Genomic DNA, 25,054 nt, shown 5'->3' with positions numbered 1-25,054 from the left:
GTTGGTCCACCCACGAGCGAGAACCCTGAAGTTAAAAGATTATCGCCGCAAGAACCAAAGTTCTCACGGCGACTACTAAAGGTTTAACTGACCTAGGCTTTGAAAACTACTACCTGGCCCAGGGACGTCCATCCGAGGGAGGCATAAAGCTTCTGTCCATCCACCGAAGCAATGAGCAGACCCTCGTCTACATCGTGCTCCTGCGCGAGGGATGCCAGGGCGCGCATGATCAGGGTTCCCAGACCCTTGCGACGGAAGTCGGGGCCGGTGATGATTCGATCAAAGATGGCAAAGCCTTCAACCGCCGAAACATGGCCGGAAGCCGCAACAACGTCCTGATTTGCCTCCGGGTGCAGTGAAACGTAGGCGTGGGTTCCGTCGCGTTCAATCTGGAAAATGAAGCCGTCCGGAGGCAACGGTACTTCCACGTCGTGGACTGCCAGTTCGGTGACCATCAGCGCTTCGTCGTCGCCGACGACCTTCAATCCCGTGGCAGCTGCGTTGGCAAGCAGCTGATCGACGGAGGTGTCAAAGGCCGTAAGGCGGCGGTTGGGGTGTTTCTTCAGCGTTTCAGCTACTGCTGTCAGCTCTTCCTTCGAAGGGCCGTAGATGACATATTCCCAGTCTTCGGTGGTGTCATGACGCAGCGCCGCGTGGACGCGTCCTTCATTACGGGTCTCATATCCGCGGGCTCCTGCCCAGCCGGCAACCCATGTGCCAATCAGTTCATCGCTTGCGTTAGATGCCATGCCTTGACCCTACCCTGTATTGGCTAGGAATTAGCTGACATTGGGCTAATCGTTGCCTAGTTGAAATTATTGATTGCCGCTGCGTCCCGAAATCGCGGGCGAAGAATGTGATCTTGCTCGTCCGTCCGGCGTTTCATGAGGAAAACACACTAAACTTGTCTGGTGGCCATTCAACGCATTGTCTTGTATTACGCATTTACCCCGCTTGCAGATCCGGAAGCAGTCCGACTGTGGCAGCGCTCGCTGCTGGAGCGCTGGGGCCTGCGCGGACGCATCATCATTTCCAAAGACGGCATCAACGGAACCGTGGGCGGCGATCTTGCCGACGTCAAGAAGTACGTCAAGGCAACCCGCGAATATCCGCCGTTCAAGAAGATGGACATCAAGTGGTCCGAAGGTGCTGCGGAAGATTTCCCGCGCATCTCGGTCAAGGTGCGCGACGAGATCGTCACCTTTGGTGCGCCTGGCGAGTTGGAAGTCGACGAGAACGGCGTTGTCGGCGGCGGCACCCACCTGCGTCCCGAAGAGCTGCACGAGCTGGTCGACTCCAAGGAGAAGGCGGGAAGCAAGGTCCACTTCTTCGACGGCCGCAACGCCTTCGAAGCCCAGATCGGCAAATTCAAGGACGCCATCGTCCCCGAGGTGGACACCACCCGCGACTTCGTGGCAGAACTCGACTCCGGAAAGTACGACCACCTCAAGGACCAGCCGGTCGTCACCTACTGCACCGGCGGCATCCGCTGCGAGGTGCTCTCGGCGCTGATGGTCAAACGCGGTTTCCAAGAGGTCTATCAGATGCAGGGCGGCATTGTCCGCTACGGCGAGAAGTACGGCGACGCGGGCCTGTGGGAAGGCTCGCTGTATGTCTTCGACAAGCGCATGCACACCGAGTTCACCGAGGACGCTGTCACCATCGGCGAATGCGTGGGCTGCCAGGCGCCGACGAACAAGTTTGAAAACTGCTCGAACCAGTCCTGCCGTAACCTTCGTCTGTTCTGCGAAGACTGCGCCAAGGACGAGACGCTGAGGACCTGCCCAGACTGCCAGGCCGACGCTGCCTAAGAGCGCTTAAAGGCTGCAGGGGTGGGAAATGCGATACGCATTTCCCACCCCTGCAGCCTTTAATCCCGACGCGGATCAGGCAATTGGCCACAGCCCCGCGGATGCATCCTTGACCTCGGTCTGCTCGGTTTCATGCTTGTAGACCTTCAGGCCGCGGGCCTCATAATTCGGCAGGGCCGCAGGCCCATCTAATGAGCAGGTGTGCAGCCACACGCGTCCGACCGGCGGCAACTGGGGTGAGCGCTGGTTGACGTTCCACGCTTCGTTCAGCGCGTGGGTGAGCAACAACCCGCCAAGGCCTTGGCCGATGGCCTCTGGGAACAACCCGAAGTAGAAGACTTCCACCTCGCTGCGAGAATCAACCACCTCGGTCACCAGCTCCACATAGCCCTTGGGAGCGCCGTCGCGGTAGACGACCCAGGTTTCCGAACCTTCCCTGCGCAGCACCTCGTCCCACTGCTCGCGGGTCGAGTTCAACCGGTCGGCCCAGTTCAGTTCGCTGCCGACGCTGCGATAGAGGAACTTCGAGTACTCCGGAGTGATGTCCCTGACCAGTTCAATGCGCACGTCATCGGGCGCAGGACGAGACGACGGCGTAATTTCCTCGGGGGAGAGCAGCTGCAGGTAGGTGATGGTGACATTGGTCATGTGCACCATCATAGGCAGTACTCGAACGAAAGTTATCTTTAGAACCTGCAGATGTACTGGCTAGACTTGAATGCGTGAATGCCGCCGAATTTTCCTCGATTGAAGACGCCCCGCAGAGTTCAGATCTGCAATTGATCGAAAAGCTCTCAGCCGACCTGACAGACCTGAACTACACCTATGAAGCGGTGTCCGAACTGCTGGGCGAGGACGCAAGCTCCGCCTTTGCCCGCGATCAGATCTTCCCGGCCCTGCGCGTCATTGAACGCGACGCCGCGGACAGCGTCCTTGGCTGTGTCTTCAAGCTGTTCCAACTGGGGCAGACAGAAGAAGCCGGTGCGCTGAATCATGCCTTCGGTCGTGTAAAGGTCGATGGGCTGCTCAAGCTTGGCCTGATTGAACCGTGGGCGGCCGGCTACCGCGCCACCGTGGCACTGGCCCTGCACTCCTCGGATGCCGACGGCGAGCTGTGGGTGGCCCACGACCTGGGTGCGCATCAGCGGCCGGGCGTGCTGCGCACCGACCACGTACTGGGCATTGGGCAAGCTTCCCTGACGCTTGCTCAAATCACCATCCGTGCCAAGGTGCAGCACGCCTTGGATCTGGGAACCGGCTGCGGGATTCAGCTGTTCCACCTGTTGGGCCACTGCGAGCATGTGACAGCGACGGACCTTTCAACCAGGGCGTTGGCCTTCACCCGCTTCAACCTGCTGCTGAACCACAAGGTCCTGAACATCGACCCGCGCAATCTCGACGCGCGCGTCAGCCTGCTGCAGGGCAGCCTGTTTGAGCCGGTGGCGGGTCGCCAGTTCGACCTGATTGCCAGCAACCCGCCGTTCGTCATCACCCCGCGCAAGCGCGCCGAACGCCAGAAGGACCGCTTCACCTATCGGGACGGTGGCATGGCCGGAGACCGTCTGGTAAGCACCCTGATCTCGCAGGCTCCCGAATACCTGCGCCCGGGGGCCAGCATGCAGATGCTCTCAAACTGGGAGATTCATCGCCTAGAAGATGGAGCGAACGAATCGTGGGACCGCCGGGTATCCAGCTGGTTCCCGGAAGACCTTGATGTCTGGGTGATCGAGCGCGAGCAGACCACCCCCAGCCTCTACGCAGAAACCTGGCTGCGCGACGCCTCCCAGACTGAGGACGCCTCCGCCTACGCTGCCGCGTATAACGCCTATCTGGACGACTTCGAATCCCGCGGCGTCGGTGCGGTTGGCTTTGGCCTGGTGTATTTCCGCAAGCCTGCCAACGGCAAGGCTACCCTGCGCCGCTTCGAACAGATCACCCACCCCATCGAGCAGCCGGTCGCTGGGACGCTGCAGCGCGATATCGCGATGAATGACGACCTTGCCACCGCGGGCGAAGGGTTCAAAGACTGGCACCTAGTGGTCGCCGAAGATGTCACCGAAGAACGCCACCAGCGCCCGGGCGCCGAGCACCCCGGTGTGATCCTCCTGCGGCAGGGGGCAGGCCTTCGCCGCACCGAGCTGCTGGATACGGCGCAGGCGGGCTTCGCTTCAGCCAGCGATGGAGACCTGTCAATTTCACAATTGGTGATTGCCCTTGATTCCCTGATTTCAGAAGGGGACCAGCAGTTCGCAGACACGCTTTATGAAGCCATTGAGCGACTATTGCGACACGGTCTCTTTCGTAAAGTGTGAAACAAGCGCTAAAGTTTTTCGGTATGACACGGAACACAACTGAGGCACAGGGATCCGAGACCTTGGAAGCACAAGAAACGTACCCACAAGTCGTCTCGATTACTGATCCTCAGGCAATTCGGGCACTTGCGCACGACGCCCGACTGATCGTGCTTGACGAGCTGTTTGCTTCGCAGGCCACACGCACCGCGACCGAACTGGCATCGCTGTGCGATCTGACGCCCAGCGCCATGAGCTATCACCTGCGCGCCCTTGAAAAGTACGGATACGTCATCCGCGCGGCCAGCGAGGGCGATGCCCGGGAGCGGCGTTGGCGTGCTGCCGGCGCGCGACTGGAGCTGAACACCCAGATCGACTCGTCGAACGCCAAAACAGCGTATTTAAATGTGCAGTTAAACGCATTCCGCACCAGGCTGAATGCCGAGGTGCAGCGCCGCGAGGCCGAAGCCAAGGCCGGGATCGAACCGGATCCCGACCGCCCGCCCATGCTGACCAGCGGGTTGGTGTTCCTTCCGGAAGAAAAGCAGCTTGAATTCAACCGCCGACTTTTGGACCTTGTTTATGAATATGAGGCCATGGCCACTGCTGATCAGCGCAGCATTGACTCACGGCGTATGTTCTACTTAATTTCATTGCTTCCTGAATACCCGAACACCGGGGAATCGGGAACATAAATAATTTGCCTAGCGCAGGACCTAATAAATTCGCGGTGTAAGATCATCGAGAATTGGGTCTAATGAATAGGCGCAAGAAAACTACGCGCTGGCGGCAAGTCCCGGAAGGTTCGGCAACGGATCCCGGATGCCGCGATGTTTGAAGGAGAGCCGTGCCCGCGAAGGTCAAGGAAAAGACCGGTAAGAAACTCGTGATTGTGGAGTCTCCTGCCAAGGTGAAGTCAATTGCCAAGTATTTGGGCGAGGGCTTCGACGTGGACGCTTCGGTCGGCCACATCCGCGACCTTCCCCAGCCCTCGGAGCTGCCCACCGAACTGAAGAAGACCTCGGTCGGCAAGTTCGCCGTCGATCTGGACAACGACTTCGAACCTTATTACGTCGTCTACCCGGATAAGAAGAAGCGCGTTTCAGAGCTGAAGGCAAAGCTCAAGGAAGCCGACGAACTCTATCTCGCAACAGATGCGGACCGCGAGGGCGAAGCCATCGCGTGGCATCTGCTGCAGGTGCTCAAGCCAAAGGTTCCGGTGCGCCGCCTGGCCTTCACCGAAATCACCAAGGAAGGCATTGCCCGCGCGCTGGATAACATGCGTGAGCTCGATACCGACCTGGTCGACGCCCAGGAAACCCGCCGCGTCCTGGACCGCCTCTACGGCTACGAAATTTCGCCGGTGCTGTGGCGCAAGGTCGCCCGCGGCCTATCAGCCGGCCGTGTGCAGTCGGTGGCAACGCGCCTGGTGGTTGAACGCGAACGCGAACGCATGGCATTCATCTCCGCAGGCTACTGGGACATCAAGGGCAACTTTGCCACGTCCAACGGCGAGGCCTTCGCCGCCAAGCTCTCGGCAGTTGACGGGGCGCGCGTGGCCACCGGCCGCGATTTCGACGACCGCGGCCAACTCAAGAGCTCGCGTTCGGCGCTGACCCACCTGAACCAGGAAGCCGCCGAATCGCTGGTTGCCAACCTGGCGAATACCGACTTCGCGGTGACCTCGGTGGAGGACAAGCCATACACCCGCCGCCCGGCTGCACCGTTCACTACCTCCACCCTGCAGCAGGAAGCAAGCCGCAAGCTGCGCTGGAGCTCCAAGCTGACCATGCAGATCGCCCAGCGCCTGTATGAAAACGGCTACATCACCTATATGCGTACCGACTCGGTCTTCCTGTCCAACGAGGCAGTCTCCGCGGCGCGCAAGCAGGCCACCGAGCTCTACGGGCCGGACGCCGTTCCGGCCAAGCCGCGCGTCTACAAGGCAAAGTCCGACGCTGCACAGGAAGCCCACGAGGCCATCCGTCCGGCAGGCGACATGTTCCGCCGCCCCACCGCCGTGCGCTCTTCGCTGTCCAAGGACGAGTACACGCTCTATGAGCTGATCTGGAAGCGCACCGTCGCCTCGCAGATGGCAGACGCCAAGGGCTTCACCGCCACGATCAAGCTCGCCGGCACGGCAAGCGACAACCGCGTGGCAGAGTTCTCCGCCTCCGGCACCGTGATCACCTTCCGCGGCTTCCTTGCAGCCTACGAAGAGGGCAAGGACGAGCAGCGCGCAGAGAACGGCGAGGCGAACGACGCCAACGCCGAGGCGCGCCTGCCGCAGCTGGCCGTGGGCCAGTCCCTGGCCGGCGACGAGTTGACCGCGCTGGGACACGAGACCACCCCGCCGGCGCGCTACACCGAAGCATCCATCGTAGCCGAGCTGGAAAAGCGCGAAATCGGACGCCCGTCCACCTATGCGCCGACCATCTCCACGATCATGGACCGCGGCTACGTCACCAAGCGCGGCGGCGCCCTGGTCCCGAGCTGGATTGCGTTCTCCGTCATCCGCCTGCTCGAAGAGCACTTCGCGCAGTACGTCGACTACGACTTCACCGCACGCCTGGAAGACGACCTGGATGAGATCGCCAAGGGCCAGCGCGCCCGCACCGACTGGCTGAACCTTTTCTATTTCGGCAAGGACGGCGTTGAAGGCCTTAAGCACGTGGTGGACAACCTGGGCGACATCGACGCGCGCGCCATCAACTCCATCAAGGTCACCGACGACATCACCCTGCGCGTTGGCAAATTCGGCCCTTACTTGGAGCGCGCCCTGCCCGAGGGCGCCGAAGAAGGCACCGAACCGCAGCGCGCCAATGTGCCAGAAGACCTGGCGCCGGACGAACTAACGGCAGAAAAGGCCGAAGAGCTCTTCGCCAACTCCAAGGTGTCGGAGAAGGAACTGGGCGTGGACCCGGAAACCGGCCGCAAGATCGTCGCCAAGGACGGACGCTACGGCGCCTACGTCACCGAGATCATCCCGGAACTGACCGAGGAAGAAATCGCCGCGCTGCCGGTGGAGTACTACAAGAACGGCAAGCCCAAGCCGCCGAAGAAGCCTGCTAAGATCAAGCCGCGCACCGGCAGCCTGTTCAAGTCGATGAGCGTTGAAACTGTCACGCTGGACGACGCGCTGAAGCTGCTGAGCCTGCCGCGCGTGCTGGGTGCGGATGCCGAGGGCGAAGAAATCACGGTGCAGAACGGCCGCTTCGGACCGTACCTGAAAAAGGGCAGCGACTCGCGCTCCATCGAATCCGAGGAGCAGATCTTCACCATCACCCTCGAGGAGGCGTTGGAGATCTATTCGCAGCCCAAGCAGCGCGGACGCCGGGCCGCGGTGCCGCCGCTGGCCGAATTCGGCGTGGACCCCACCAGTGAGAAGAACATCGTTGTGAAGGACGGACGCTTCGGCCCGTACATCACCGACGGCGTCACCAACATCACCGTTCCGCGCGGCACCTCTCTGGAGGAGCTGACCCGCGAACAGGCGATCGAACTGCTGGCGGACAAGCGCGCCCGCGGCCCGGTCAAGCGCACGGCCAAGAAGGCTCCTGCCAAGAAGCCTGCGGCGAAGAAGACCACCACCGCCAAGAAGGCCCCGGCCAAGAAGCCAGCGGCGAAGAAGACCGAGAAGTAATTCCCGCCGAATCCCTGTTGAGGAGCGCACCATGAGACTTGGCGTACTGGACATCGGATCCAACACGGTTCACCTGCTGCTGGTTGATGCCTACCCGGGCGCGCGCCCGGTACCCTATGCCTCGCACAAGCGGCCGCTGTCCCTGGTGCGCTATCTCAACGAATACGGCGCCATCACCGAAGAGGGCCAGGGCGAACTGCTCTCCTTCATCAACGAGGCGGCAGAGTTCGCGGCCAACCACCAGGTGGAAGACTTCATGGCCTTCTGCACCTCCGCCATCCGCGAATCCTCCAACGGCGCCGCGGTACTTGAACGGGTCAAGGCGGAAACCGGCGTCACCCTGATGGAACTGACCGGCGAGGAAGAAGCCGGCATGACCTTCTACTCGGTGCGCCGCTGGTTCGGCTGGTCCTCCGAGTCGATCCTCAACCTGGACATGGGCGGCGGCTCGCTGGAGCTTGCCTGGGGCACCGATGAGTTCCCTCAGGTGGCCTTCTCGGTGCCGCTGGGTGCGGGACGGCTGACCCACGAGTGGCTGCCCGAGGACCTGCCCTCGATGAGCCAGGTCCGCGAGCTGCGCAACTACGTGCGCGATGTGCTCTCGGACCCGACCACCGAGCTGCGCCAATACGGCAAGCCCACCCTCGCCACCGCCACCTCCAAGACCTTCCGCTCGCTGGCCCGGATCACCGGGGCCGCCCCCAGCGCCGAGGGGCCCTATGTCAAGCGCGTGCTGCACCGCGATGCGCTGAAGCTGTGGACCAACCGACTCACCGCGATGAGCTGGGCCGAGCGCGCCGAACTGCCAGGAGTTTCAGAGGTGCGCGCACCCCAGCTGCTGGCCGGCGCCATCGTCGCCCATGAGGCAATGAGCGCGCTGAAGCTTAAATCGGTGCGGATCTGCCCCTGGGCCATCCGCGAGGGTTTGATGCTGCGCAGATTCGACCACGTGATGTTCGATTCTTCGACACCACTGAGTAGTAGCGTTGGTGTAGGAGAGGTAGCCTTGGGATCAAGCGCACAGCGCATGGTCGAGCCCAAGGCCTAACGCAGCAGCGCAGATTGATCACCGGCTCGCTCCGGTGCGGATGGGAGGGCATGAGAATGGAAATACACTCGCCTAAGGTACCGGTGGCGCTTTCCAGTGCCTCGGTCTATCCACTGACGGTGCACGACGCCTTCGCCATGGCCAAGGACGTGGGCTACGACGGCCTGGAGGTGCTGATCACGGGCAACGCGGCCAGCCAATCGGCCACCGCACTGCGCGCCCTGATGGACAAGTACCAGCTGCCGATCCTTGCCGTCCACGCGCCCACCCTGCTGCTGACCCAGCAGGTCTGGGGTTCGGCCTGGGCCAAGATCGAGCGTTCTGTCATCCTCGCCCAAGCCGTCGGGGCCGACGTCGTCGTCGCCCATCCGCCCTTCAGGTGGCAGGGCAGCTACGCCGAAGAGTTCGTGGACGGCGTGCGCCGGCTGACCGAAACCACCGGAATGAAGATCGCGGTGGAGAACATGTATCCCTGGCGCGCCCGCGGCCGCGAGGCGAAGATGTACCTGCCGCACTGGAACCCGGTGCCGCAGTCCTACCAGGACGTCACCTGGGACTTCTCCCACGCCGCCATCGCCAACATGGATTCGCACCAGGCGGTGCAGGATCTGGGACGACGCCTGCGCCACGTGCACCTGTGTGACGGGCTGGACAACGGCAAGGACGAGCACCTGGTGCCGGGCCTGGGCACCCAGCCGGTAGCCCAGTCCCTGCAGTACCTGCGCGACAGCGCCTGGGAGGGCGTGGTGGCGGTGGAGGTATCCACCCGCAAGGCCAAGAACGCCGGGCAGAAGGAGGAGTGGCTTGGGCGCACCCTGGAATTCGCGCGCGAACACCTGCAGGTTCACAACGACTCAGAACAGGCAATCCGCTAGCCAAAAGTGACAAGATGGTAGTTATGAGCGAAGCGACTAACAACCTGAAACTTGCATTCCTCGGCACCGGCTCGATGAACGGCGCGATCCTGCGCGGCATCATCGCCTCCGGCCATGACCCGAAGCTGATCACCGCAACCCTGCGCAGCGACACCCGCGCCGGCGAACTGCGCGAACTGGGCGTGAACGTGCTGGTGGGCTCCGAAGAGCCGCAAGCGAATTCCATCGCCGCGGCCGGCGCCGACGTGGTGTTCCTGGGCGTGAAGCCGGTGGGCATCACCGATCTGTGCGATGAGATCTGTGGTGCACTGAACCCTGAGACCGTGGTGGTGTCGGTGGCGGCCGCCATCACCCTGCAGAGCATGCAGGCGCATCTTCCCTCCGGCCAGCCGGTGATCCGCTCCATGCCGAATACCCCGCTGATGGTTGGCGCGGGCGTGGTCGGGCTTTCTCCGGCCGCGAGCGTCAGCCAACAGCAGATCGACTCGGTCAGCGGGCTGTTCGCCGGCTCCGGGGATGTGCACGTGATCGAGGAGGCGCAGCAGAACGCGCTCTCCGCAATCTCCGGTTCGGGCCCCGCCTACGCCTTCTACCTGGCCGAGGCCATGGCCAACGCCGGCGTGGCCCTGGGGCTTGATGAGAAGCTGTCCATCGCCCTGGCCCGCGCCACCGTGGCGGGAGCCGGCAAGATGCTCGCAGACCCGCAGGCAGACCCCGCAACCATGCGCAGGGCGGTGACCAGCCCGAACGGCACCACCGAACGCGCCATCGCCGCCTTCGACGAGCAGGGCATACCGCAGATCATCAAGGACGGCACCGCGGCCGCGGCGGCCCGTGCCGCGCAGCTGAGCGACGAGCTGGGCTAAGGTACTACGGCCTGGCGGCGAAGCGCTCCAGCAGATCCACGTGACCCGAAACGATGAGCATATCGCGTCGGGTCACGATGGTATCCGGCAGCGCATAGGTGAAGTCTTCGCCCGGGGACTTCACACCCACAATGGTCACGCCGTACTTCGAACGCACCTGGGATTCGGCCAGCGTGAAGCCCTGCGTCTCCTTGGGCGGGTACATCTTGACGATCGCAAAGCCGTCGTCGAACTCGATGAAGTCAAGCATGCGCCCGCCCACCAGGTGGGCAGCGCGCACGCCGGCGTCGGCCTCCGGATAGATCACGTGGTTCGCGCCGATGCGGGTCAGGATCTTGCCGTGCGACGGGGTGATCGCCTTGACCCACAGGTGCTCGATGCCCAGGTCCACCAGGTTCACCGTGATCAGCACGGAGGATTCGATGGAGGTGCCCACGCCCACCACGGCGGAGGAGAATTCCTGGGCGCCGAGCTGGCGCAGCGCGTCGATGTTCGTCGCATCCGCCGCCACCACGTGGGTCAGCGTGCTGGCCCACTGCTGGACCAGTTCCGGGCTGCGCTCAATGGCCAACACCTCGCGGCCCTGCTTGACCAGGGTCTCTGCCACCGAGGCACCGAAGCGGCCGAGCCCAATGACCAGAACCGGCGCATTGTGGTCGATGTGTTTCTCAGCCAATGATCGGCCTTTCTTCTGGAAGCTTGTACAGCGATTCGCGGTGGCGCATGGTCAGCGCGCTGGCAAGGGTGATGGAGCCGATGCGTCCGGCAAACATCAAACAGCTTAGGACATATTTGCCGGCCGGCGGCATTTCCTCCGAGACGCCGGTGCTCAGCCCCACCGTGGCGAAGGCTGAAATTGATTCAAACAGGGCCCGGGAGATGCCCACCGACTCGTCGATCAGCACCAGCAGCCCGGTGGAGACCGCCACCAGCGAGGCGCCCATGACCACCACCGAAATGGCAACGCGCATGGTCTCTTCGGGGATGCTGCGGCCAAAGGCGCGGGTCTCGGAATCGCCGCGGGCCTCGGCGAAGATGGCAAGGAACATCACCGCGATGGTGGTGACCTTGATGCCGCCGGCGGTCGATGCCGAACCGCCGCCGGCAAACATCAGCGCGTCGGTCAGCAGCATGGTGGTCTGGTGGATATCGTTCTGATCCACCAGGTTCATGCCTCCCGAACGGGTCATCACCGAGGCGAACAGCCCATGGATGAGCTTGTCCGAGACGCTCAGGGTGCCGATGGTTTTCGGGTTGTTCCACTCGATCAGCAGCCACATCAGCGCGCCGGCAAAGAGCAGGATGGTGGTGACCAGCAGGGTCAGCTTGGTGTGCAGGTTCCATTTCTTGGTGTTCCAACGGTGGGCCAGCAGCACCATGATCACAGGGAAGCCCAGCGAACCGAGAAATACGCCAGCCATGAGCGGACCGAGGATCCACAGGTCGGTTTCGTAGGGGACCAGCCCGTCGGAGTGCGGGGTGAACCCTGCGTTGTTGAAGGCCGAGATTGCGTAGAACACCCCGTGCCAAACAGCGGACAGCGGGCTCTCGCCCAAAATGTAGAAGCGCGGGATCAGCAGCAGCGAGATGATCGCCTGCAGGGTGATCGCGGTGAGGATCACAATGCGCAGCAGCGAACCGACGTCGCCCAGCGCCGAGGCGTCGTTGGTGTTCATCGAATTCTGCGCCATCAGCTTGGCGCGCACGCCGAGCTTGCGGGAGACCGCCAGGGACATGATCGAGGCCAGGGTGAGGATGCCCAGGCCGCCGACGAAGGTGCCGATGATCATGATCAGCTGGCCTAGGAAGGACCAGTGCGTCGCCGTAGAGACCACCGTCAAACCGGTGACGCACACCGAAGAGACCGCAGTGAACAGCGCGTCTTCCAGGGGCGTCGGCTCACCGTTCGCAGAGGAGAAGGGTGCAGCCAGCAGGGAGGTGAAAATCGTGATCACGATGAGGAAGGTGCCCAGCGCCAGGCGTGCGGGGGAGCGGATCGTGAAGTTCGCAATGGACGTGCGCAGCGCCAGCCACCGGCGGCGCAGCTCGCCGCGCGATCCGGCACGCTGCAGGTTGGCTCCTGGTCCGCTGCTGCTCATGTATTCGGCTCACCCTTTCCTCGTGGCTGAGCCACGGTGATTCCTTCATCATGTAATTTACGCGGTCGGGCGCGTCTTTGCCTCGATTGGCGCCATAAATGCGTCCGCCGCAGCGCTTTCCGGTAGCCTGAAAGCGTGTTAGAGCCTCAACATGCCCCCCGGCCCACCACGGTGATGTGGGATGAGCAGTACCTGAAGTATAAATTCAGCGACTGGCATCCCATGCATCCCTGCCGGTTGGAGCTCACCCATCGGCTCAGCAGCCAGCTCGAGGTCTTCAACGCACCCAACGTGCAGCTTCAGCTTCCCGAGGTGGCTGGGGACGACGTGCTCGCCACGGTCCACGACCGGTCGTATATAGAACAGGTCCGCAAGGTCAGCGCCGATCCCACGCTGGTGGCGCCCGAGTACGGACTAGGCACCGAGGATGACCCGGTCTTCGGCGGCATGCACGAGGCCGCGGCGAGAATCGTCGGAGGATCGGTGATCGCCGCCGACGCGATCATGGACGAAACCACCGTGCGTGCGGTGAATTTCGCCGGGGGCATGCACCATGCGGCCCGCAGCAAGGCCAGCGGGTTCTGCATCTACAACGACGCCGCTGCCGCCATTTTCCGAATTCTTGAACGCGGGGCCACGAAGATCGTCTACATTGACGTGGACGCCCACCACGGCGACGGCACCCAGTCGATCTTCTGGGACGACGAACGGGTATTGACCATCTCCATCCACGAGTCCGGGCTCTCGCTGTTTCCCGGCACGGGTTTTGCCAATGAAATCGGCGGCAAGAACGCCGAGGGCTCTGCGGTCAACATTGCGATCCCCGCGATGACGGGCGATGCCGGGTGGATGCGGGCGTTCCACGCAGTGGTCCCGCAACTGGTGCATGCATTCAAACCAGAAATCATCGTCTCCCAGCATGGATGCGATGCGCACCGCGACGACGACATGACGAACCTGAAACTGTCGGTGGATGCCCAGCGGCAGGTGGCCCTGGATATTTCCCACCTGGCCGACGAGTTGTGCGAGGGACGATGGCTGGCCACGGGTGGTGGCGGCTACAACGTCACCGGCGTCGTTCCACGCACCTGGACGCACCTGATCGCCATCGCCGCCGGCAAGCCGGTTCCGCTGCGCACCTATGTTCCCGAAACCTTCCGGCGCCACGTTCTCGAGACCTACGGCCGTGCCGTGCCCTATCTCATGGGCGACGACGCACAGCTGTGGTGGCGCAACTGGGAGATCGGCTATGACCCGGCCGACCCGGTGGACCGCACCATCATCGCCACCCGTAAAGAGGTCTTCCCGTTGTTCGGCCTGGACCCATGGTTCGACTAAGACAACGATCCAGCCTGATGACTGCGTAGCAGTAGCTGTCAACGTTGCGGTTTAGTCATATGCCGCTAGGGTTATGTCTGTGGCTATTGATGAAGTTTTTTCTGCGTTGGCTGAACCTACCCGGCGCCGAATTGTTGAAGCACTGCGTTTAGAACCAAAGGCAGTCGGCACCCTGGTAACCGAGCTGGAAATTTCCCAGCCCACCGTTTCAAAGCACCTGAAGGTGCTGCGCGAGGCAAAGTTGGTAAGCATGACTGCTGCCGGTCAGCGCCGAATCTATAGTGTCGACTCAGGAGCAGTTAACGACCTGATGCTGTGGTGCGCGCAAATTGTACCGGCAACCCAGTCTTCACAGCCAGAGCAGGAACTTGAACTTGTGAATGCCGACGAGTCTGGACAGTCCGCTCCAGCCGCGCAGCAGCTCAGCCGAAGCGTGGGTCGGGGACTGGAACAAGTCACCGAACGAGCCCAAGAATTCTTTGATCGACTGCCTCGCTTTGGCCGCCGCAAGTAGACATTTGACTAATGGATCGCTGACCTAGGTTACAAAATGTCCAAAAATTTACGTTACGCGCACCACACAGTTTTGTAACGTGAAATTTTTCTTCCGATTGCAACCCGTGGCATTCTCGTGTTTGGGGCAGTGACGCCGGGAACTTTTTGTGGCCCCGTCATGGCCCAGTGCCTGCCCCAAGTGATGAGGAGAGAAACTTGGATAAGCACTTAGCGACGATTCGCGACGAAGTCTTCCGCCGCAATCCCGGCGAAGCAGAGTTCCACCAGGCAGTCACCGAGGTTTTTGAAAGCCTTGAAGCCGTTTCCATCAAGCATCCTGAGTATGCTGAAGCGGCTATCCTGCAGCGTCTGTGCGAACCTGAACGCCAGATTATTTTCCGCGTGCCGTGGGTTGATGACAACGGCAAGGTTCAGATCAACCGCGGTTTCCGCGTTGAATTCAATTCGGCACTTGGCCCATACAAGGGCGGCCTGCGCTTCCACCCGTCGGTGTACCTGGGCATTGTGAAGTTCCTTGGCTTCGAACAGATCTTTAAGAACTCCCTGACCGGCATGCCTATCGGCGGCGGCAAGGGCGGTTCCGACTTCGACCCACGTGGTCGTTCCGACGGCGAAGTCATGCGCTTCTGCCAGTCCTTCATGACCGAGCTCTACCGCCACATCGGTGAATACACCGACGTGCCGGCAGGCGACATCGGCGTGGGTGGACGCGAGATCGGCTACCTGTTCGGACAGTACAAGCGCATTACCAACCGCTACGAGTCGGGCGTTTTGACCGGCAAGGGCCTGACCTGGGGCGGTTCCCTGGTTCGCCCGGAAGCTACCGGTTACGGTGCGGTGATCTTCACCGAAGAGATGCTCAAGACCCGCGGCCAGAGCTTCGACGGCCAGCGCGTGGTCGTCTCCGGCTCCGGCAACGTGGCAATCCACGCCATCGAGAAGGCCCAGGCCCTCGGTGCAAAGGTTGTTACCGCTTCGGACTCCGGCGGCTTCATTGTTGATGAGGCAGGCATCGACCTGGATCTGCTGCGCCAGATCAAGGAAGTTGAACGCGGACGCATCTCCGAATACGCAGAGCGTCGTGGAAGCAAGAAGGTCTCATATGTTGCCGGCGGCAATGTATGGGATGTTGAAGGCACCGTCGCACTGCCATGCGCCACCCAGAACGAACTCGGTGTCGAGTCGGCCAAGAAGATGGTGGCAGCCGGCGTGGTTGCAGTGGCAGAAGGCGCCAACATGCCAACCACCGCCGAAGCAACCTCGATCTTCCAGGATGCAGGCGTGCTATTCGGTCCGGGCAAGGCTGCCAACGCAGGCGGCGTTGCAACCTCCGCTCTGGAGATGCAGCAGAATGCAAGCCGCGACTCCTGGTCCTTCGACCACACCGAGAAGCGACTGAGCGAAATCATGGTGGGCATCCACAACCGCTGTGCAGCAACTGCCGATGAATACGGCATGCCTGGCAACTACGTTGCCGGCGCAAACATCGCTGGCTTCGTCAAGGTCGCTGACGCGATGCTTGCGCAGGGCTTGATCTAAGGGTCGCCGCAGAAGCTCTCAAAACGATTGCCCGGGATGCAATGAGTGGAAAATCACTCATAGCATTCCGGGCGGTTGCGTTAAGGCAACAAATTATCGATATTGCCGCGACGCACATGTGTTTCGTGATGCAAAAGTTACCAAAGTGCGATTAGACTAGGACAAAGCAAACGTGAATCTGATCGCCGTTGTTGATCCTCAGTCGTGTAAGTTCACGTGCGCTAGTCACGCGACGAATCAGAGATCAGCGTCAGGAGAATATCCCGCATGCAGGATAAACAGAATTTTGCAGGAGCCCGTTTCATGACGGTGGCCGAGGTGGCCGACATGATGCGTGTTTCCAAAATGACGGTTTATCGCCTGATCCACGCAGGTGATCTTCCTGCGGTTCAGTTCGGTCGCTCCTATCGCGTTCCAGAAAACGCTGTGGAGTCCTACCTGCAGTCTGCGGCCATTGATCCGCAGCGCGGCACCGGTTCTCTCGGTCGATAAGCCTCGCGATGGTCAGAGTATGGCCGAAAAGCGGGTAATCTATTAAGGAACGTTTAACGTCCGGTCAACCTTGCCGTGTGCTGCAATGCATGTGGAGTCTCTGGGTTGGCGCATTTATTTAGTTTGTGAGGAACCAGTATGGGCTCTGTTATCAAGAAGCGCCGCAAGCGTATGTCGAAGAAGAAGCACCGTAAATTGCTTCGTAAGACCCGCCACCAGCGCCGCAATAAGAAGTAAATATACTTCGAGCAGCTTGCCGCTAGGCATTCATCGCCACCGCATCAGGATTCGTCCTGGACGGTGGCGATTGCTTTAACCCTGCAACCGCCGGACTAAAGGCCGCTGCGGTCCTTGAAGGAACGCTTCAGCGCCCAGAGGAAGCCGATGACTCCCGCCAGCTTCAGGCTCAGCTTCGCTGCGCGCTGGCCCCTGCGGAAATCATAAACCTGCCAACCGCGGCGCTTCGCATAAGCACGCAGGCGAGCGTCGGGATTGATGCACACGGGATGGCCCACGGCTTCCAGGAGCGGAACATCGTTGTAGGAATCGGAGTAGGCCCACGAATTGATCAGCGAGATACCACGGTTCTTGGCCAGCTCTCGCACCGCCTGCGCCTTTTCGGCCGCATGCAAGATCGGAGTTGCCAGCGTTCCGGTGTACAGCCCGTCCTCCCTGTCAACTACCGTGCCGAGGGCGCCTGAAAGGTTGAGCCGAGAGGCGATTACATTGGCGACCTCCACCGGAGTAGCAGTCACCAGCCAAACTTCGCGACCTACGGCCCGGTGCTGGTTGGCGATCGCAACGGTACCCTGCCACAACTTGGGTGCAATGTACTCGTCGTAGATTTCCTCGCCGATTCTTTCGATATCGGCCACTGGAATGCCCTTGACCAACATCAGGGCCCGGTCGCGGATTGCCTGAATATCTCCCAAGTGCTCGCCGCGGGCGATAAACCTCAGCTGCTTGACGGCGAACCACATGATCTCACGCAGATGGAAGTATTTGCGCTCATGGAGTTTGCGTGCCAATAGATATGCCGATGCCCCTCGAACAAGGGTGTTGTCGACGTCGAAGAATGCGGCGACGCCGCCGGTGCCGTTGGCGGGATCGGTTGCTGAAATCGGATCGATGGAAGACATTTGCTCTAGCTTATCAATCACCGTGCACCGTCGATGTCTTTGAACACCTGCGTTGTATTACGGATTAGTGGTGTGCAATTCAGCGCACAGTTTAAGGCCGCTTATGAGCTCATGAGATTATGTGTAGGTGAGTAATTTGCATGAGATTCAGTTGCTGGTCCGCCAAGGATGCCACCTGTGCCAGGCCGCCCGGGAAACCGTCAACGACGTGACTCAGCGTCTGGGTATGCACTTTACCGAGTTGGACATCGACCAACACCCAGAACTGCTCGAGCGCCACCACGAAGAGGTACCGGTGCTACTTATCGACGGGCAGGTTCGAGACTTTTGGACCATTGATGCAGCACGTCTTGAACGCTTGCTGACTACATCATGAGATCTATATCGACAGCTCATCCGTTGGCGCCTCAAGCTCCCCAACGAGGCGAACATAGTGACTGAAAATGAAGCAAAGGTACTTCCCGAAGCAACCGTCGCGCGGCTTACGCATTATCTAAGGGCACTGAACGCGCTCGAAGCACAAGGACTTGAGCGCACCAGCTCAGGAGTCTTGGCTAAGGAAGCCGGCGTAAATCCAGCGATCCTGCGCAAGGATCTGTCCTGGCTGGGCTCCTATGGAACACGGGGAGTTGGCTACGTCGTGCACGAGCTGGCGGAGCACATCAACAACACGCTGGGCCTGAACAGGGATTGGCGCGTCCTCATTCTCGGTGCCGGCAACCTAGGCCGAGCGCTGAGCGGCTATGCCGGTTTCGCCACCCGCGGGTTCAAGGTCAAGGCGATACTCGATGTCGACCCAACACTGATCGGTGCGTCAGTGGGCGATCTGCGAGTAGAAGACGGAAAAGAGCTCACCGCTGTGGTGCAGCGGGAGGAAATCAATATTGCGGTTCTGGCCGTTCCAGGCGAAGCAGCTCAGGAACTGATCTATGAACTCTCGGATCTCGGTGTGAACTCCGTGCTCTCATTCGCGCCGAAGCCGTTGGTTATACCGCGCGGGATGAATGTACGCCGCGTCGATTTGTCCACCGAGCTGCAGATCCTCGCTTACCTGGCAGTCCAGCCTTAACCGCACGGACCGAGAAAAATAGACGGTGCCCGGTATCTGAAAAGATACCGGGCACCGCCTATTATGCTTTGAAGCCAACAGCTCCCTGGTTTAGCGGTAGCCCGCCATCCGGGCCGCGCGCCGTGCGGCAATGTACTCGGAGGACGGACGCAGCCACGAGAAGACCACGCCTGCAACTCCGCAGATGACGCCCAGCAGGGTCAGTACGATCAGCACGCCGGCTTGGTCGCCGCCGAAGGTTGCCAGGGTGACCAGCGAACCTGCGACGCCCATGACCGAGATGACAGCAAGGATGGTTGCGATGATGCGCATGGCATTCACACCGCGGCCGACGAAGAAGCCTACCAAGAAATATAGGCCGACGCTGATAATCAGCGAAACAACCAAGAAGCCCGAAAGCACCGAATGGATTTCATTGACGAATGCCTCGGGGCTGCTCATCATCTGTTGGATCATTGGATCTTCCATGGCGCCCGGGGTAGTGGCCATCTGACGCTCGAATTCGTCTTGGATAGCGCTCCACTGGGAGCTGAACATGTTGATGAACAGACTTGATTGAAAGACCAGCCAACTGCCGATGGCGCTGATGACGCCGGAGGCAAGTATCAACAGGAACGCCCACTGCAAGGTTTTCGGACGCTCGGTCGGTGGCTGCACGGCGGCATAGCCGCCCTGCTGCTGTGCGTAGGGATCGAAGGCAGGCGGTGCCGGCTGGCCCGGCTGCTGCTGTCCATACGGGTTCTGCCCGTAAGGCTGCGCCGGCTGCTGGCCGTAAGGGTTCTGACCATAGGGGTTCTGGCCATACGGGTTTGAAGCGTTGGACCCGGAGTTGGGGTCGTAGGGCTGGCCCGGTTGGTTCGGATCGTAGTTGCTCATAGCCGTCCTCGCTGTGTTGAAGCAGGTGCTGATTTTACGTGCTTACTCTTTCTCCCAAGCGTAGTCGGCTAGGTAAGTGATGTACCCCATCCAAAAGGATGGTTTTTCTATTTGCGAATCCCATGCAACCCCTGTGAATCGTTGACGGGGGCCACATTATTCATCTTTAAGGTTGATTCTTTGAGACACTGGAATCATGCCTTTATCGACTGTTCATTTGTTGCGCCATGGGGAAGTTCACAACCCAGAACGCGTTCTGTATGGACGAATCCCAGGATTCGGATTGTCCGACCTCGGATTCAAGATGGCCGAGGGGGCTGGCGAATTCTTTACCCGGCATCAGTCACAGGGCGGCAACATCGTGCGGGTCGTGGCATCGCCGCTGATCCGCGCCCAGCAAACGGCCGCGCCCACTGCCGCAGCATTGGAACTTCCGATCCTGACCGATGATCGGGTGATCGAAGCCGAAAACAAACTGCAGGGCCTGTCAAAGGTCGCCACGCATCTGAAAAAGCCTGAGTACTGGCCGCTGCTGGTCAATCCTTTTAAGCCGTCTTGGGGCGAACCCTACAAACAGCAGGTAGTCCGCATGCGTGAAGCGATGGAATCCCATCGACAAGAGATCGTGCAGGAGCACGGCGACGGCGCTGAGGTAGTAATCGTCAGCCACCAGCTGCCCATTTGGGTCACCCGCCGCGACGCCGAGGGAAAACCACTGTGGCATGATCCACGCAAGCGCGAGTGCACCCTCGGCTCTATTACCAGTTTTGATTTTGACGGAGACAAGCTCGTCTCCGTGCGTTATACCGAACCGTGCCCAGAGCTTTTGGCGGGCGCTGCAAACATTCCTGGAGCTTAAAGCAAATGATTGATCCTGTGCAGAATCCTCGATCGCTCTCGCGGCGCACCATGCTGCGTTCGCTGATGGTCGCTGCGGCAATGGTCCCGTTGGCAGCCTGCGCGAAGGAAGATTCGTTGACCAAGCAGGCCAACAGCGGCGATGGCAAGAACTACATCGCGGGCGATGGGGCCGTTCAGGAATATTCGCTGGATCAGCGTACGGACCCGGTGGACATCAAGACCGAGACTTACCACGGTACCAAGGTCGACACCATAGCTTGGCAGGGACAGCCGGTGGTTCTGAACTTCTGGTACGCAGCATGCGCACCATGCCGCATCGAAGCACCAGACTTGAAAAAACTCGCAGATGAATTCAAGGGCAAGGTCAACTTCCTTGGAGTCAACGTCCGCGATGAGGCCGAAGCGGCCAAGGCATTCGAGCGTACTTTCGCGCTGCCTTATGAGTCGGTACAGGACACCAGCGGGGATATCCAGCTGGCAATGACCAAATACGTACCACTGCAGGCAGTCCCATCAACTTTGGTTCTTGACCGCAAGGGACGAGTGAGGGCCCGTGTGATCGGGGCGGTCGAACCAAGCACCCTGAAGTCACTGATCAACACCGCTATCACCGAAGAGCTGTGAGCTGAGCGTTGACCTCTAATCCATTTGCCGACATTGTTCTGGACGGCTCGCTGCTGCTGGCTGCCCCGGTCGCTTTGCTGGCCGGACTAGTGTCCTTCCTCTCTCCCTGCGTGCTTCCTCTGGTGCCGGGGTACCTCGGTTATGTCACCGGATTGACCGGTGCGGACTTGAAGGACCACCGCCGAGGGCGCGTGGTGCTTGGCGTGCTACTGTTCGTCCTCGGATTCTCAGTGGTGTTTATTGCTGCGGGTGTGCTGTTCAGCCAAGCCACGGCATGGCTGCGCTTCAACGGCGGCTGGGTCACCCAAGCCTTGGGACTGGTGGTCATCTTCATGGGCATCGTGTTTATGGGAGGCTTCTCCTGGATGCAGCGTGATGCAAAGATCCACAAGCGGCCGCCGGCAGGTTTGTGGGGCGCACCCGTTCTTGGGCTGACGTTCGGCCTGGGCTGGGCGCCTTGCATTGGGCCAACTCTTTCTGCGGTGCTGATCATGTCCACCGGGGTGGACGCGAACGTCGGGCGTGGTGCACTGCTGACGGTGTTCTACTGTCTGGGACTAGGCCTGCCATTCCTACTGATCGCCTTCGGCATGCAGCGAGGCATGCAGGCGATGAACTTCTTCCGCCGCCACCAGTTGCTGATCATGCGCTTGGGCGGGGGAATGCTGATTCTTTTGGGTGTACTGATGGTGACCGGCCTCTGGGGGAACTGGGTTACCGAATTGCAAAACTGGTTTGCCAATGAAGTGAGGTTGCCAATCTAATGGCGAAGAACAAGCGAAAAGCCAAGAACGTGGGCGATGCCCCCGCGCTTGGCTTCGTCGGATCACTACGGTGGATCTGGACGCAGCTTACATCGATGCCGACGGCGTTGTTCCTGCTGCTGCTATTGGCGGTGGCGGCTGTGCCGGGTTCGATTTTCCCGCAGCGTTCGGCGAATCCCGAGGTAGTTGTTCAGTACCTGGACCAGCACCCGGTGGCGGGACCGTGGCTCGACAAGTTCCAGATGTTCGAGGTGTACTCCTCAGTCTGGTTCTCCGCGATCTACCTGCTGCTGTTCATCTCTTTGGTGGGTTGTATTGTGCCGCGCATCAAGAAGCATGCGAAGGCTCTGCGCACACCACCGCCGCGTACTCCGTCGAAGATGCAGCGCCTTCCTCAATACACCTCGCTGGAAATCATCGAGGGCGAACCTGATACCCCGGATGATGATCAGGTCATTGAGGACACCTACAAGATTCTGAAGAAGCGCGGCTACCGCGTTGAACGGCGTAAAGATGCGACCGGCCGTTCGGTGGCAGCTGAGCGCGGATACACCCGTGAAATTGGCAATATCCTGTTCCACGTTTCCCTCTTGGGTGTTCTGGCGGCCGCCGGACTCGGCCATGCGTTTGGCTATGGCGGACAGCGAGTGTTGGTCGAGGGCGAAACCTTCGTGAACTCACTGGTGGCCTACGATTCGTTCACACCGGGCTCCAGCTTCTCCGGGGATGATCTGCCGGGCTACTCGGTTAAGCTTGACAAGTTCGATATCGTGTTCGACCGCGAGTCTAAGGATTACTTCGGCCAGCCGATCGACTTCACCGCACACGTGCAGGTCCGCAAGGACGCGGATTCAGAGCCGGTGAAGGAAGACCTCAAGGTCAACAAGCCGCTGCGCATCAACGGCGCGGACGTCTACCTGGTCGGCAACGGTTACGCACCGGTGGTAACGGTACGCGATGGCAAGGGAAACATTTCCTACTCGGGACCTTTGGTATCTGTTCCGCAGGATTCGGTCTACACCTCGCTCATGGTTTTGAAGGTACCGGATGCTTCACCAGAGCAGTTGGGCTTCCAAGGATTCTTGCTGCCCACCGCCGTCATCGGTGAAGACAACATTTCCCGTTCCGCGGATCCCAACGCCATTAATCCCCTGCTTCAGCTCAATTCCTTCTATGGGGACTTGGGACTGGACTCCGGGGACCCGCAGAACGTCTACGTACTGGATACCGACAAGATGACGGAGCTGAACAACCGCAATCTTAAAGCCGGAGGTATCTCGCTGGCAGCCGGCGAAACTTACGAGCTGCCCAACAACCTTGGCAGCATCACCTTTGATGACCTCAAACGGTATATTGCTCTGGACGTAAATTATGATCCAGGAAAACTTCCGATCGCGATTTTCGCTGGTCTGGCGTTGCTTGGACTGATTGTTTCGATGTTCACTCCGCGCCGCCGCGTATGGGTGAAACTGGTCAACGACGACGGCAAGCGTAAGATCGAATATGCGCTCCTAGCCCGAGGCGAAGATCCCCGTCTAGAACGTGAAGCTGTCGAATTGCAGAAAATCTTTGACAAGGCCTGGCCTCTTGCAAGCCAGGATCAGGACCTAGGAGCCGTAAATGGGTAGTAACGCAGGCGCGTTGGAGCCGATCAACGAAACACTGGGTATGTACAGCCAGCTGTTCATGCTGCTTGCAGCCATGGTGTACGTTGTGGTGTTCGTATTCTTCGCATTGGACTTGGCGAAGTCGAATAAGGCAATTGCCGCAATGGATGCGGCTGCGCTCAAGGAAGACGAGAAGATGCTCGTTGGAGCGGGTGCAGGTGCCGTCTCCAAGGTAGGCCGCGGCCGCCGCGGTGACGAAGAACGACCAGACCACATCAGCCAGGACATCGTCTCCGACAAGATGATCTACACCAAGCTGTCGGTCAACAACCGTCCGATGGCCCGCATCGCTGTGGCCCTAATGTGGCTTGCAATGCTGCTTCATGGTTTCGCCGTAGTCTCGCGTGCGTTCGCCGCACACCGTGTGCCATGGGGCAACATGTACGAATTCATGACCACCGGTGCGCTGGTTGTTTCCGTGGTTTACCTCGTAGCACTGTTCTTCAAGGACCTGCGTTTCATGGGCAGCTTCATCTCGGGTCTGATTACCTTGATGCTGTGTAGTGCCACCATCGGATTCCCTACGCCTGTGGGTCACTTGGTGCCGGCACTTCAGTCGCCGTGGATTGTCATTCACGTTTCCATCGCAGTTATTGCTTCGTCGCTGTTCGCGATCTCCTTCGCTATGAGTGTTCTTCAGCTGATCCAGCATTCGCGAATGAAGCGTATTGCTGCGGGCCAAAAAGACAACCTGCCGTTCATGCGTTTGGTTCCAGGCGCCGGAGCGTTGGAAAACTTCGCTTACCGTATCAACACCATTAGCTTCATCCTGTGGACCTTCACAGTCATCGCCGGCGCAATCTGGGCGGAAGCCGCATGGGGACGCTACTGGGGCTGGGATCCAAAGGAAGTATGGTCGTTCGTCATTTGGGTGGTCTACGCGGGCTACCTGCATGCACGAGCTACCGGTGGCTGGACCGGTCCACGATCGGCTTGGCTGTCCATCATCGGCTTCCTCTGCGTGGTCTTCAACTTCACCATCGTAAATATCTTCTTCAACGGCCTTCACTCCTACGCAGGTGTGTAGCCTTGGCGAAAGCTAGATAGAAACGGGTTCAACCTACTTTTGGGTTGAACCCGTTTCTCGTTAAGCAGCGGACTTCTCCGCGGTGCAGGCGTGAGTTCAATGACGGAAACCCATTCTCGGGTGAGAATACAAATGAACAAGAAATTCGTTCACCGAAAGCGTCAAAGCATCGAGCAAGGATTTAGGCGTCGGCCCTTGATCAGCCTCAATCGTGACGAATGAACAGAAATAACGTTCAGCGTTAGTTTCCGGCCTCGAAACAGCAAGAGAAATTCCTTTCTCAGGAACGGTGTGAAGAAGCCGCAGTTCGAAGTGAAAAGAAAAATCGTTCACGAACACTCAGCATCCGAAGTTGCGGACATAAGGTGCATTTCGCACCATGAATAAGCGGTAGCAAAGGAAAAGTGAACAGAAAATCTGTTCACGTGAAGGTAAGAGGGCGCCTAGAGGATACAGGCCATTGAGAATTAAGGTTCATTACCGTGAAAAGGGCTCGTGAAATGAGTGTG

General features: G+C 60.0%; 26 protein-coding genes. 19 read left to right on the top strand and 7 right to left on the bottom strand.

What is annotated here, in order from left to right:
• Positions 1-92: 92 nt before the first annotated feature.
• Positions 93-749, bottom strand: a complete 657-nt coding sequence (locus tag RUH64_RS13675) for a GNAT family N-acetyltransferase (RefSeq protein ID WP_313814104.1) — start codon at positions 747-749, stop codon at positions 93-95.
• Positions 750-911: 162 nt separating this feature from the next.
• On the opposite strand from RUH64_RS13675, the gene RUH64_RS13670 reads away from it, so the two are divergent.
• Positions 912-1,811, top strand: a complete 900-nt coding sequence (locus RUH64_RS13670; RefSeq protein WP_313814103.1) for a rhodanese-related sulfurtransferase — start codon at positions 912-914, stop codon at positions 1,809-1,811.
• A gap of 75 nt (positions 1,812-1,886) precedes the next feature.
• On the opposite strand, the gene RUH64_RS13665 is transcribed toward RUH64_RS13670, so the two are convergent.
• The gene (locus tag RUH64_RS13665; RefSeq protein WP_313814102.1) at positions 1,887-2,459 is read right to left on the bottom strand and encodes a GNAT family N-acetyltransferase; all 573 of its coding nucleotides are present in this window, start codon (positions 2,457-2,459) and stop codon (positions 1,887-1,889) included.
• A 74-nt stretch (positions 2,460-2,533) separates the two neighbouring features.
• On the opposite strand from RUH64_RS13665, the gene RUH64_RS13660 reads away from it, so the two are divergent.
• The 6 genes from RUH64_RS13660 (at position 2,534) to proC (ending at position 10,534) form a co-directional block, all read left to right on the top strand.
• Complete coding sequence (locus RUH64_RS13660) at positions 2,534-4,123, top strand: class I SAM-dependent methyltransferase (protein WP_313814101.1); 1,590 nt, start codon at positions 2,534-2,536, stop codon at positions 4,121-4,123.
• 23 nt (positions 4,124-4,146) lie between these two features.
• Positions 4,147-4,797: a helix-turn-helix domain-containing protein gene (locus tag RUH64_RS13655; protein ID WP_313814100.1), complete on the top strand. Its 651-nt coding sequence runs from the start codon at positions 4,147-4,149 to the stop codon at positions 4,795-4,797.
• A 152-nt stretch (positions 4,798-4,949) separates the two neighbouring features.
• Complete coding sequence (gene topA / locus RUH64_RS13650) at positions 4,950-7,745, top strand: type I DNA topoisomerase (RefSeq protein ID WP_313814099.1); 2,796 nt, start codon at positions 4,950-4,952, stop codon at positions 7,743-7,745.
• A 31-nt stretch (positions 7,746-7,776) separates the two neighbouring features.
• Positions 7,777-8,793, top strand: coding sequence for a Ppx/GppA phosphatase family protein (locus RUH64_RS13645; RefSeq protein WP_313814098.1), 1,017 nt, complete (start codon positions 7,777-7,779; stop codon positions 8,791-8,793).
• Positions 8,794-8,849: 56 nt separating this feature from the next.
• A complete protein-coding gene (locus RUH64_RS13640) occupies positions 8,850-9,668 on the top strand; it encodes a sugar phosphate isomerase/epimerase family protein (RefSeq protein ID WP_313814097.1) in 819 nt (272 codons plus the stop codon).
• Between the two features lie 23 nt (positions 9,669-9,691).
• Positions 9,692-10,534, top strand: a complete 843-nt coding sequence (gene proC / locus RUH64_RS13635) for a pyrroline-5-carboxylate reductase (protein ID WP_313814095.1) — start codon at positions 9,692-9,694, stop codon at positions 10,532-10,534.
• Between the two features lie 4 nt (positions 10,535-10,538).
• Here proC and RUH64_RS13630 read toward each other — a convergent pair whose 3' ends face one another.
• Complete coding sequence (locus tag RUH64_RS13630) at positions 10,539-11,210, bottom strand: TrkA family potassium uptake protein (RefSeq protein ID WP_313814094.1); 672 nt, start codon at positions 11,208-11,210, stop codon at positions 10,539-10,541.
• Positions 11,203-12,633 (bottom strand): potassium transporter TrkG, encoded by a 1,431-nt coding sequence (locus RUH64_RS13625; protein ID WP_313814093.1) that lies wholly within the window; start codon positions 12,631-12,633, stop codon positions 11,203-11,205. Before RUH64_RS13625 ends, RUH64_RS13630 begins: the two co-directional genes overlap by 8 nt.
• A 174-nt stretch (positions 12,634-12,807) precedes the next feature.
• On the opposite strand from RUH64_RS13625, the gene RUH64_RS13620 reads away from it, so the two are divergent.
• The 5 genes from RUH64_RS13620 (at position 12,808) to RUH64_RS13600 (ending at position 16,755) form a co-directional block, all read left to right on the top strand.
• Entirely contained in the window at positions 12,808-13,971 is a 1,164-nt protein-coding gene (locus tag RUH64_RS13620; RefSeq protein WP_313814128.1) for an acetoin utilization protein AcuC, read from the top strand.
• A 79-nt stretch (positions 13,972-14,050) separates the two neighbouring features.
• Positions 14,051-14,485, top strand: a complete 435-nt coding sequence (locus tag RUH64_RS13615; protein ID WP_396276031.1) for an ArsR/SmtB family transcription factor — start codon at positions 14,051-14,053, stop codon at positions 14,483-14,485.
• A 197-nt stretch (positions 14,486-14,682) separates the two neighbouring features.
• Complete coding sequence (gene gdhA, locus RUH64_RS13610) at positions 14,683-16,026, top strand: NADP-specific glutamate dehydrogenase (RefSeq protein ID WP_313814091.1); 1,344 nt, start codon at positions 14,683-14,685, stop codon at positions 16,024-16,026.
• 267 nt (positions 16,027-16,293) lie between these two features.
• Positions 16,294-16,518, top strand: coding sequence for a helix-turn-helix domain-containing protein (locus RUH64_RS13605; RefSeq protein ID WP_141362292.1), 225 nt, complete (start codon positions 16,294-16,296; stop codon positions 16,516-16,518).
• Positions 16,519-16,656: 138 nt separating this feature from the next.
• A complete protein-coding gene (locus RUH64_RS13600) occupies positions 16,657-16,755 on the top strand; it encodes a 30S ribosomal protein bS22 (RefSeq protein WP_005504750.1) in 99 nt (32 codons plus the stop codon).
• A 95-nt stretch (positions 16,756-16,850) separates the two neighbouring features.
• On the opposite strand, the gene RUH64_RS13595 is transcribed toward RUH64_RS13600, so the two are convergent.
• Positions 16,851-17,657: an HAD-IB family hydrolase gene (locus RUH64_RS13595; protein WP_313814089.1), complete on the bottom strand. Its 807-nt coding sequence runs from the start codon at positions 17,655-17,657 to the stop codon at positions 16,851-16,853.
• Between the two features lie 127 nt (positions 17,658-17,784).
• Here RUH64_RS13595 and RUH64_RS13590 point away from each other — a divergent pair, with 127 nt between their 5' ends.
• On the top strand, positions 17,785-18,033 hold the full coding sequence (locus RUH64_RS13590) for a glutaredoxin family protein (protein ID WP_313814088.1): 249 nt from the start codon (positions 17,785-17,787) through the stop codon (positions 18,031-18,033).
• A gap of 57 nt (positions 18,034-18,090) precedes the next feature.
• A complete protein-coding gene (locus RUH64_RS13585; protein ID WP_313814086.1) occupies positions 18,091-18,726 on the top strand; it encodes a redox-sensing transcriptional repressor Rex in 636 nt (211 codons plus the stop codon).
• A gap of 90 nt (positions 18,727-18,816) precedes the next feature.
• Here the strand turns inward: RUH64_RS13585 and RUH64_RS13580 are convergent, their stop codons facing one another.
• Positions 18,817-19,602 carry a hypothetical protein gene (locus RUH64_RS13580; protein ID WP_313814085.1) on the bottom strand — a complete coding sequence of 262 codons (786 nt, stop codon included), beginning with the start codon at positions 19,600-19,602 and terminating at the stop codon, positions 18,817-18,819.
• Positions 19,603-19,798: 196 nt separating this feature from the next.
• Here RUH64_RS13580 and RUH64_RS13575 point away from each other — a divergent pair, with 196 nt between their 5' ends.
• From RUH64_RS13575 to ccsB, 5 genes are read left to right on the top strand one after another with little or no spacing between them, the layout of a single operon-like run.
• Positions 19,799-20,461 (top strand): histidine phosphatase family protein, encoded by a 663-nt coding sequence (locus RUH64_RS13575; protein ID WP_313814084.1) that lies wholly within the window; start codon positions 19,799-19,801, stop codon positions 20,459-20,461.
• Positions 20,462-20,466: 5 nt separating this feature from the next.
• Positions 20,467-21,087, top strand: a complete 621-nt coding sequence (locus RUH64_RS13570; protein ID WP_313814081.1) for a TlpA disulfide reductase family protein — start codon at positions 20,467-20,469, stop codon at positions 21,085-21,087.
• 8 nt (positions 21,088-21,095) lie between these two features.
• Complete coding sequence (locus RUH64_RS13565; protein WP_313814079.1) at positions 21,096-21,851, top strand: cytochrome c biogenesis CcdA family protein; 756 nt, start codon at positions 21,096-21,098, stop codon at positions 21,849-21,851.
• On the top strand, positions 21,851-23,479 hold the full coding sequence (locus tag RUH64_RS13560) for a cytochrome c biogenesis protein ResB (RefSeq protein ID WP_313814077.1): 1,629 nt from the start codon (positions 21,851-21,853) through the stop codon (positions 23,477-23,479). The genes RUH64_RS13565 and RUH64_RS13560 overlap by 1 nt, the downstream gene beginning before the upstream one ends.
• Positions 23,472-24,545: a c-type cytochrome biogenesis protein CcsB gene (ccsB, locus tag RUH64_RS13555; RefSeq protein WP_313814076.1), complete on the top strand. Its 1,074-nt coding sequence runs from the start codon at positions 23,472-23,474 to the stop codon at positions 24,543-24,545. Before RUH64_RS13560 ends, ccsB begins: the two co-directional genes overlap by 8 nt.
• Before the next feature lie 96 nt (positions 24,546-24,641).
• Here the strand turns inward: ccsB and RUH64_RS13550 are convergent, their stop codons facing one another.
• Positions 24,642-24,878, bottom strand: coding sequence for a hypothetical protein (locus RUH64_RS13550; protein ID WP_313814075.1), 237 nt, complete (start codon positions 24,876-24,878; stop codon positions 24,642-24,644).
• Between the last annotated feature and the right edge of the window lie 176 nt (positions 24,879-25,054).

Source organism: Glutamicibacter sp., from assembly GCF_032154645.1.
In the GTDB taxonomy this organism is placed as follows: Bacteria; Actinomycetota; Actinomycetes; order Actinomycetales; family Micrococcaceae; genus Glutamicibacter.
Note: the sequence above shows the minus strand (reverse complement) of the source record. Positions and strands in the feature narration are given on the sequence as shown.